Raw genomic sequence first — 9042 nt, forward strand, 5'->3', positions numbered from 1 at the left:
CGTGCCCTCAGGTGACATCCCCGTCGCGCCAGTCGAAGACCAGCTCGCCGCCGTGGTCGAGGGGACCGGCGAGCGCGGGTCGCAGCCAGACGCCCCCTTCCTCCTCCTTGAGCCGCACGATTCCGTCCGGGGACAGGGCGTGCACCTGCCCGCCCCACTGCTGCCAGCCCCGGGCGGCGTACAACAGGGCCCCCTCCTCGCTCGCGGAGAGCGCGCCGAGGTCGTACGCCCGGTCGATCACCCGCTCCAGCTCCCCCATCACCCGCCCGCCGAGCCCGGTGCGCCGGGCGTCCGGCCGTACGGCGACGGCCTCGACATACCCGGTGCGCAGCCAGCGCCCCCGGTGCCGGATGCGCCGCATCACCACGGACCCGTGCGCGGCGAGCCCCCGCCTGTCCTGGACGAGCGCATGCAGCCCGCCGAGCCCGTGATCCCAGTCGTCGTCGGAGAAGTCCCCGCCGAACGCCTCGTCCAACAGGGCCCGGGCGGCGCCGAGTTCGGCGGGGTCGAGGTCGCAGGTGTGGGCGAGACGCAGTCGGAGGGTCATGGCGTCATCGTCCCACCCGACTGCCGAGGAAGAACCGTCCGCGGATGGGAACGGGCCGGCAAGCCTGCTCAGAGGTCAGGCTTGCCGGCCCGTGTTCACGGGGGCCGGAGATCAGCCCATGTGCGGGTAGGAGTAGTCGGTCGGCGGGACCAGGGTCTCCTTGATGGCGCGGGTCAGGGTCCAGCGCAGGAGGTTCTGGGGGGCACCGGCCTTGTCGTTGGTGCCGGAGGCGCGGCCGCCGCCGAAGGGCTGCTGGCCGACGACGGCGCCGGTCGACTTGTCGTTGATGTAGAAGTTGCCCGCCGCGTAGCGGAGCTTCTCCATCGTGTAGGCCGCGGCGGCGCGGTCGTTCGCGATGACCGAACCGGTCAGGGCGTAGTCCGACACCGACTCCATCTGCTCCAGCATCTCGTCGTACTTGTCGTCCTCGTAGACGTAGACGCCGAGGACCGGGCCGAAGTACTCGGTGCGGAAGATCTCGTTCTCCGGGTCGGTGGAGACGATGACGGTCGGGCGGACGAAGTAGCCGACCGAGTCGTCGTAGCTGCCGCCCGCGACGATCTCGCAGGTCGGGTCCTCCTTGGCGCGGTCGATCGCGGCCTTGTTCTTGGCGAAGGCACGGTCGTCGATCACGGCGCCGATGAAGTTCGACAGGTCGGTGACGTCACCCATGGTGAGGTAGTCGACCTCGGCCGCGAACTCCTCCTTGAAGCCCGAGTTCCAGATGGAGGCCGGGATGTAGGCGCGGGAGGTGGCGCTGCACTTCTGGCCCTGGTATTCGAAGGCACCGCGGGTCAGGGCGGTCTTCAGCACCGCGCGGTCGGCGCTCGGGTGGGCGACCAGGAAGTCCTTGCCGCCGGTCTCGCCGACCAGACGCGGGTACGAGCGGTACTTCTCGATGTTGGTGCCGACCGTCTTCCACAGGTACTGGAAGGTCTTGGTCGAACCCGTGAAGTGGATACCGGCCAGGTCGCGGTGCTCGAGGGCGACCTTGGAGACCTCGATGCCGTCACCGGTGACGAGGTTGATGACGCCCTTGGGCAGACCGGCCTCCTCCAGCAGCTGCATCAGCAGCACGGCCGCGTGGGTCTGCGTCGGGGACGGCTTCCAGACGACGACGTTGCCCATCAGCGCGGGCGCGGTCGGCAGGTTGCCGGCGATGGCGCTGAAGTTGAAGGGCGTGATCGCGTAGACGAAGCCCTCCAGCGGGCGGTGGTCCAGGCGGTTCCAGACGCCCGGGGAGTTCGCCGGGGGCTGCTCGGCCAGGATCTGCCGGGCGTAGTGCACGTTGAAGCGCCAGAAGTCGACCAGCTCGCACGGCGTGTCGATCTCGGCCTGCTGGGCGGTCTTCGACTGGCCGAGCATGGTGGAGGCGGCGATCGTCTCGCGCCAGGGGCCGGCCAGCAGCTCGGCGGCGCGCAGGATGATCGCGGCACGGTCGTCGAAGGACATCGCGCGCCAGGCCGGGGCGGCGGCCAGGGCCGCGTCGATGGCGTCCTTCGCGTCCGCCTGCGTGGCGTTGCGCAGGGTGCCGATCACGGCCTTGTGGTTGTGCGGCTGGACGACCTGGAACGGCTCGCCGCCGCCCATCCGCTTCTCGCCGCCGATGGTCATCGGCAGGTCGATCGGGTTCTCGGCCAGCTCCTTGAGCTTGGCCTCCAGCCGGGCGCGCTCGGGCGAGCCGGGGGCGTAGCCGTGCACCGGCTCGTTGACCGGGGTGGGGACCTGGGTCACAGCGTCCATAGGTTCCTTGACTCCTTGTACGTGAGCGGGTGTTCGGACTCAGCCCTTGCTGACCATCGAACGGAGGAAGAAGCGCAGGTTCGCCGGCTTCTCCGCCAGACGGCGCATGAAGTAGCCGTACCAGTCGGTGCCGTAGGCGGTGTAGACACGCATGCGGTGACCCTCGGCGGCCAGTCGCAGGTGCTCGTCACCGCGGATGCCGTACAGCATCTGGAACTCGTACTCGTCGAGCTTGCGGCCGGCCTTGTGGGCCAGTTCCTGGGCGATGGAGATCAGGCGCGGGTCGTGCGACCCGATCATCGGGTATCCCTCGCCCTCCATCAGGATCCGCAGGATGCGGACGTACGCCTTGTCGATCTCGTGCTTCTGCTGGTAGGCGACCTCGGCGGGCTCCTTGTAGGCGCCCTTCACCAGGCGGACGCGGCTGCCGGCGGCGGCGAGGCGGCGGGCGTCGGCCTCAGTGCGGAAGAGGTAGGCCTGGATGACGCAGCCGGTCTGCGGGAAGTCCTTCCGCAGCTCCTCGTGGATGGCGAACATCGAGTCGAGGGTGGTGTGGTCCTCGGCGTCGAGGGTGACGGTCGTACCGATGGCGGCGGCGGCTTCGACGACCGGGCGGACGTTGGCGAGCGCGAGCTCGTGACCGCCGGGGAGCGCCTGGCCGAACATGGACAGCTTGACCGACATCTCGACCTTCTCGCCGAGCTGCAGCTCCTTGAGCTGGTCGATCAGCAGCAGGTAGGCGTCCCGCGCCGCGGTGGCCTGCTCGGGGGTGGTGATGTCCTCGCCGACGACGTCCATCGTCAGCTCCAGGCCCTTGGCCGTCAGGTCCTTGATGATCGGAACGATGTCGTCGACGGTCTCACCGGGGATGAAGCGGTCGACGACCTGCTTGGTCACCGGGGCCGCCGAGATCAGGCGTCGCATCCGGTCGCTGCGCGACGCGGCGAGAATCACGGGACCCAGCACGGGGCACCTCCACAGACAAGCATCAAATAGGCCATTACCCAACGCTTCGGGTACGGCACGGAGAACCACCGTGAAACCTAAGGATCTCTCCGATCGTGGGCCATCGACAGCTGTCACGCATCCGTGCACAGGATCTCAGACAGATGTATGAAGGCCGCCGGAAAATGAGGGAGAATGCCCGAGTGGCGGCGGATTTCAAGGGTGACTACCAGGAGCTCGTGGACGAGATCTCGGAGCTGCTCGGGGTCCCGGCGACCCTGGAGAACCGCGACTTCGAGCTGATCGCCTTCGGGGCGTACGACAGCGAGGGCGACCTGGATCCCTCCGCGCTGGACCCGGTGCGCACCCGCTCGATCCTGACCCGGCGCTCCACGGCCACGGTCCGGGCGTGGTTCGAGGGCTTCGGCATCACCCGCGCGACCGGCCCGGTGCGGATCCCGCCGAGCCCGGAGGCGGGCGTGTACCGCGGCCGGATCTGTCTGCCCGTACGCCATCGAGGTGTCGTCCTCGGTTACGTCTGGCTGCTGGACGGCGATCCCGGGCCGACGGACGCGCAGCTGGCCGCCGCGATGGAGGTGGCCGGCCGGATCGGCGCGCTGCTCGCGGACGAGGCGGAGGCCGGGGCCGGGCTGAGCCGGGAGCTGCGGGCGGTGCTCACCGCCGAGCCCGGCTGGCAGCAGGACATGGCGGTGGCGGAACTGCGCACCGCCCTCGGCCCCCGCGCCGACGGCCCGCTCACCCTCGTCTGCGTGGCCCCCTGGCCGTCACCCGATCCCGACGACGCCCCCGCCGCCCGCACGATCCCGCACGCCACCGCCCTGTGCACGCTGCCCTGGGGGGCCTCGCAACAGAGCCTCGCGCTGCTGGTACGACTCCGGGCCACCGAGGTGACCGCGCCCGCGCTGGCGGCGGCCGGGCGGTTGCTGAAGGAGGCGGAGGGGGCTCGTGGGGGGCGGGGAGGCGCGGCATTCGGGGGCGGAGGCGGGGCAGGCTCAGGCGCTGGTGTTCCGGCGCCGGGCAATGCGGCACGCGGGGCCGGGGCCCGGGCGGCCGCGGCGGCCGCGGCCGGATTCACCGGTGCGGCCGGGGGCGGCGGGGGTGCCGGATGCGCCGCCGGGGTCGGTGACGCCCGGATCGGCCTCGCCGGGCTGGGCGCGGTCTGGCAGGAGGCCGCCGCCGCCACGCGCGCCGCGCTGGCCGAGCCGCGGTTCGGGCCGGTCGCGGAGTGGGCGCGCATCGGGCCGTACCGGCTGCTGACCGCGCTGCCGCCGCAGGCCGCGCACGATCCCGTGGTCGGCCCCCTCCTCTCCCCCGCCCACCGGGAACTCGCCCGCACCGCCGAGGTCTACCTCGACTGCGCGGGCCAGGCCGCCCGCACGGCCGCCGAACTGGGCATCCACCGGCAGACCCTGTACTACCGCCTGTCCCGGGTGGAGCAGCTGACGGGCCTGGACCTGGACGACGGCGAGGACCGCCTGCTGCTGCACATGGCGCTGAAGCGGGCCCGGCTGTGACCCTGCCCTCTCGGCGCAGGCCTCACCGGGCGCCGCCCGCGCTCGTCGCCGCGATGATCCGCCGCAGGCCCTCGGTGAGTTGCTCGGCCGTGGTCGCCGAGTCCGGGTCGAAGAGCCACTGGACCATCAGGCCGTTGAGGAGGGTCTGGTAGAAGCGGCCCTCGGTGTCGACGGCCTCCTTGTCGACGTCGGACTCCGGGATGCCGCTGAACATCGCCACCAGCCCCGAGCGGCCCCCCTCCTGGGCCTCGGCCAGCAGCTTGCGCACCTCTTCCAGCCGTTCGTCCTGGAACATGAGCTCGAAGCTCAGCATCCAGATCGGCCGTGACTCGGGCACCGTGCGAAGGACGCTCGTCCACACCTCCTGGAAGCGCTCCAGCGAACCCGGAGGCTCTGTCACCGTCCCGCCGAGCCCGGGCTCGAACCTCTCCCCCACGCCCTCGATCAGCGAGATGTAGGCCTGCACCAGCAGCTCGGCCTTCGACCCGTAGTGGTAGCCGATGGACGCCAGGTTGGTGCCCGACGCCTTGACGATGTCCCGCGCGGTCGTGCGCAGGAACCCCTTCTCCAGCAGGCAGCGCTTGGCGCCTTCGAGCAGATCCTCACGGTGTCCCATGGCCCACAGCCTAACGCCGATCCATACGGTCGTCCTAGACGCATGAACTATACAATCGTTCTAGACAAGCGTTTAAGACGCCCGTACAGTCACTGGCATGACGAACTCGACGAGCACCACCCCCTCCGTCGGCGCCGACAGCGCCGCGCCAGTCCGCGCCGGGCGCCGCGAGTGGACCGCTCTCGGCGTGCTGATGCTGCCGCTGCTGCTGGTCTCGATGGACGTCTCGGTCCTGTACTTCGCGACCCCTGCGATCGCCGCGGACCTGCACCCGAGCGGCACCCAGCAGCTGTGGATCTTCGACATCTACGGCTTCGTCCTGGCCGGCCTGCTGATGACCATGGGCTCCCTCGGCGACCGCATCGGCCGCCGCAAGCTCCTGCTGATGGGCGCCGCGGCCTTCGGCGGCGCCTCGCTCCTCGCGGCCTACGCCGACAGCGCCGAGACCCTGATCGCGGCCCGCGCGATCCTCGGCATCGGCGGGGCGACCCTGATGCCGTCGACGATGGCGCTGCTGCGCACGATGTTCACCGACCCCGGCCAGCGGGCCAAGGCGATCGGTCTGTGGTCCGGGGTGATGACCGGAGGCATCGCGCTGGGCTCGGTGATGAGCGGCATCCTCGTCGAGCACTTCTGGTGGGGCTCGGTCTTCCTGGTCAACCTGCCCGCGATGGCCCTGCTCCTGCTCCTCGGCCCGGTGCTGCTGCCGGAGTCGAAGGACCCGAGCCCCGGCCGCTTCGACTGGCTGAGCGTCCCGCTGTCGATGGCCGCCGTGCTCCCCGTGATCTACGGCCTGAAGGAGATCCCCTCCGAGGGCTGGCACCCGCTGTACGTCGTCTCCGTCACCGTCGGCCTGCTCTTCACGGCTCTGTTCGTCCACCGGCAGCGCACCAGCGCCTCCCCGCTGATCCCGCCGGCCCTGCTGAAGGGCCACGGCTTCGCCCCGGCGCTGGTCCTCAACCTCGTCGCCGCCCTCGCCATGATGGGCTCGGCCATCTTCACCACGCAGTACCTGCAGTCGGTCCTCGGCAAGAGCCCGCTGTCGGCGGCCCTGTGGAGCCTGCTGCCCTCGGTGTTCATCGGGTTCGCCGGTCCGGTCACCGCACAGCTCATCCAGCGGGGCGTCAACCGGGGGTACGTCGTCGCCGGCGGCTTCGCGGTCATGGCGGCCGGCTACTCGATGCTCGCCCTCGTCGGCACCGATTCGCTGTGGCTGGCGCTTGCCGGGGCCGGCGTCCTCGCCTGCGGGATGGTCGCGATCGTCTCCCAGCTGACCGACCTGGCCCTGAGCGGCGCCCCGGTGGAGCGGGCGGGCACGGCCTCCTCCCTGCTGGAGACCAGCTCCGAGTTCGGCGGCGCACTCGGCATGGCAGTCCTCGGCTCGATCGGTACGGCGGTCTACCGCCACGAGATGCCGGCCACCGCCCCGGCCGCGGCCCGCGAGACCCTGGGCGACGCCCTCGCCACGGCCGCCCGGCTGCCCGGCGCGGCCGGTCAGTCCCTGCTCGCCACGGCCCGGGAGGCCTTCACCACGGGCATGCAGGGCGCGGCGATCGCCGGGGCGGCGCTGCTGGTGCTGGCGGCGGTGGGGGCGGCGCTCAGCCTGCGGACCATCGAGGTGCGGGACGACGAGCAGGGCACACGGAAGTAGGGCACGGAAAAACGCCGGACGGGCTGAGAGATCTCAGCCCGTCCGGCGTTTGCCGATGCGTCAGACGAGATTCACCGAGCGGGCGGACGTCGCACCGATCTCGGAGGCGACCTCGCTCAGCACACCGGCGGACACCGTGTCGTCGACGGTGAGCACGGCCAGCGCCTCGCCGCCGGCGACCGCGCGAGCGACCTGCATGCCGGCGATGTTGATGCCCGCCTCGCCGAGGATGCGGCCGACGGTGCCGACGACACCGGGACGGTCCTCGTAGCGCAGGACGACCATGTGGTCGGCGAGGGCGAGATCGACGTCGTAGTCGCCGACCGCGACGATCTTCTGGACGTGCTTCGGGCCGGCCAGCGTGCCGGACACCGACACCTCCTCGCCGTCCGCGAGCGTGCCGCGCACGGTGACGACGTTGCGGTGCTCGGCCGACTCGGAGCTGGTGGTCAGCCGGACCTCGACGCCCCGCTCCTGCGCGAACAGCGGCGCGTTGACGTAGCTCACCGTCTCGTCGACGACGTCCTCGAAGACACCCTTGAGGGCGGACAGTTCCAGCACCTTCACGTCGTGCTGGGTGATCTCGCCGTACACCTCGACGTCGAGGCGGACCGCGACCTCGCCGGCGAGCGCGGTGAAGATACGGCCGAGGCGCTCGGCGAGCGGCAGACCGGGCTTGACGTCCTCGGCGATGACACCGCCCTGGACGTTGACCGCGTCCGGCACCAGCTCACCGGCGAGGGCGAGGCGGACGGACTTGGCGACCGCGATGCCCGCCTTCTCCTGCGCCTCGTCGGTGGAGGCGCCGAGGTGCGGGGTGCACACGACCTGGTCCAGCTCGAACAGCGGCGAGTCGGTGCACGGCTCCTTGGCGTACACGTCGAGGCCGGCGCCGGCGACCCGGCCCTCCTTCAGCGCCGCGTACAGCGCCGCCTCGTCCACGATGCCGCCGCGCGCGGCGTTGACGATGCGCACGCTCGGCTTGACCTTGCGCAGCGCCTCGTCGCCGATGAGGCCGAGGGTCTCGGGGGTCTTGGGCAGGTGGACGGTGATGAAGTCGGAGACCTCCAGCAGCTCGTCCAGGGAGAGGACCTTGACGCCCATCTGGGCGGCGCGGGCGGGCTGGACGTAGGGGTCGTAGGCGACGACCTTCATGCCGAAGGCGGACATGCGCTGGGCGACCAGGGCGCCGATGCGGCCGAGGCCGACGACACCGAGGGTCTTCTCGGCCAGCTCGACGCCCGTGTACTTGCTGCGCTTCCACTCGCCGTTCTTCAGCGCGGCGTTGGCCTGCGGGATGTTGCGGGCGCTGGCGAGGATCAGACCGCAGGCCAGCTCGGCGGCGGTCACGATGTTGGAGGTCGGGGCGTTGACGACCATCACGCCGGCCTTGGTGGCGGCGGAGACGTCGACGTTGTCCAGGCCGACGCCGGCGCGGGCGACGACCTTGAGCTTCTTCGCCGCGGCGATGGCCTCGGCGTCGACCTTGGTGGCGGAGCGGATCAGGATCGCGTCGACGTCGGCGATGGCGGGGAGCAGTTCGGCTCGGTCGGCTCCGTTGGCGTGCCGGATCTCGAAGTCCGGGCCGAGTGCGTCCACGGTCGCGGGCGACAGCTCTTCAGCGATGAGTACGACGGGTTTCGAGCTCACGTGAGGTCCTCACAAGTCCAAAGCATGCGGACGGCCGTCCCGACGGCCGCAGGCGGAGGAGGGGGGCTAGCCGCGGAAGACGCACGACGCTGTGGGCCTGACGCGTGTTTGTTCAGCAGTGTAGTGGCGTGGCGCAGGGCGTCTTGCGCCTCCACGGAAGGATCACCCGTCCGGGGCTGGACGGGGTGGACAACAGATGGACGACGGGGGCCGGAGCATCCTGCCCCGACCCCCTGACGTGAGGCTTACGCCTCCTCGTTGACCCAGCTCATCAGCTTGCGCAGCTGCTTGCCCGTGGTCTCCAGCAGGTGCTCGGAGTCCTGCTTCTTGTACTCGTTGTACCTCTTCAGCCCGC

The 9042-nt window shown here is 70.9% G+C and carries 7 protein-coding genes and 1 pseudogene; 2 read left to right on the forward strand and 6 right to left on the reverse strand.

Translation table 11 applies throughout. The annotated features are described in order from the left end of the window. Positions 1–7: 7 nt before the first annotated feature. The 3 genes from ACIBJF_RS19280 to ACIBJF_RS19290 all read right to left on the reverse strand — a co-directional run bounded on the left by ACIBJF_RS19280 (position 8) and on the right by ACIBJF_RS19290 (position 3256). Positions 8–547 (reverse strand): GNAT family N-acetyltransferase, encoded by a 540-nt coding sequence (locus ACIBJF_RS19280; RefSeq protein ID WP_399175024.1) that lies wholly within the window; start codon positions 545–547, stop codon positions 8–10. A gap of 111 nt (positions 548–658) precedes the next feature. Continuing rightward, complete coding sequence (pruA, locus tag ACIBJF_RS19285; RefSeq protein ID WP_399175025.1) at positions 659–2290, reverse strand: L-glutamate gamma-semialdehyde dehydrogenase; 1632 nt, start codon at positions 2288–2290, stop codon at positions 659–661. A 39-nt stretch (positions 2291–2329) separates the two neighbouring features. Then, positions 2330–3256: a proline dehydrogenase family protein gene (locus ACIBJF_RS19290; protein WP_399175026.1), complete on the reverse strand. Its 927-nt coding sequence runs from the start codon at positions 3254–3256 to the stop codon at positions 2330–2332. Between the two features lie 182 nt (positions 3257–3438). Here ACIBJF_RS19290 and ACIBJF_RS19295 point away from each other — a divergent pair, with 182 nt between their 5' ends. After that, positions 3439–4770, forward strand: a complete 1332-nt coding sequence (locus ACIBJF_RS19295) for a PucR family transcriptional regulator (RefSeq protein WP_399175028.1) — start codon at positions 3439–3441, stop codon at positions 4768–4770. Between the two features lie 22 nt (positions 4771–4792). Here ACIBJF_RS19295 and ACIBJF_RS19300 read toward each other — a convergent pair whose 3' ends face one another. Next, entirely contained in the window at positions 4793–5386 is a 594-nt protein-coding gene (locus ACIBJF_RS19300; RefSeq protein ID WP_399175030.1) for a TetR/AcrR family transcriptional regulator, read from the reverse strand. A 97-nt stretch (positions 5387–5483) separates the two neighbouring features. Here ACIBJF_RS19300 and ACIBJF_RS19305 point away from each other — a divergent pair, with 97 nt between their 5' ends. Beyond that, positions 5484–7037: an MFS transporter gene (locus ACIBJF_RS19305; protein ID WP_399175032.1), complete on the forward strand. Its 1554-nt coding sequence runs from the start codon at positions 5484–5486 to the stop codon at positions 7035–7037. Positions 7038–7097: 60 nt separating this feature from the next. On the opposite strand, the gene serA is transcribed toward ACIBJF_RS19305, so the two are convergent. Together serA and ACIBJF_RS19315 are read right to left on the reverse strand one after the other, a co-directional pair. Then, on the reverse strand, positions 7098–8687 hold the full coding sequence (gene serA, locus ACIBJF_RS19310) for a phosphoglycerate dehydrogenase (protein WP_351812493.1): 1590 nt from the start codon (positions 8685–8687) through the stop codon (positions 7098–7100). 245 nt (positions 8688–8932) lie between these two features. Next, positions 8933–9042 (reverse strand): annotated as a pseudogene (locus ACIBJF_RS19315) (ketol-acid reductoisomerase); the annotation flags it as partial.

Origin of the sequence: Streptomyces sp. NPDC050743, assembly GCF_044456925.1 — a bacterium.
Lineage (GTDB): Bacteria > Actinomycetota > Actinomycetes > Streptomycetales > Streptomycetaceae > Streptomyces.

Excerpts from the sequence above, each read along its gene's own strand:
- ACIBJF_RS19280 (WP_399175024.1), bottom strand. The coding sequence starts at position 547 with ATGACCCTCCGACTGCGTCTCGCCCACACCTGCGACCTCGACCCCGCC.
- ACIBJF_RS19305 (WP_399175032.1), top strand. The coding sequence starts at position 5,484 with ATGACGAACTCGACGAGCACCACCCCCTCCGTCGGCGCCGACAGCGCC.
- pruA (WP_399175025.1), bottom strand. The coding sequence starts at position 2,290 with ATGGACGCTGTGACCCAGGTCCCCACCCCGGTCAACGAGCCGGTGCAC.
- ACIBJF_RS19300 (WP_399175030.1), bottom strand. The coding sequence starts at position 5,386 with ATGGGACACCGTGAGGATCTGCTCGAAGGCGCCAAGCGCTGCCTGCTG.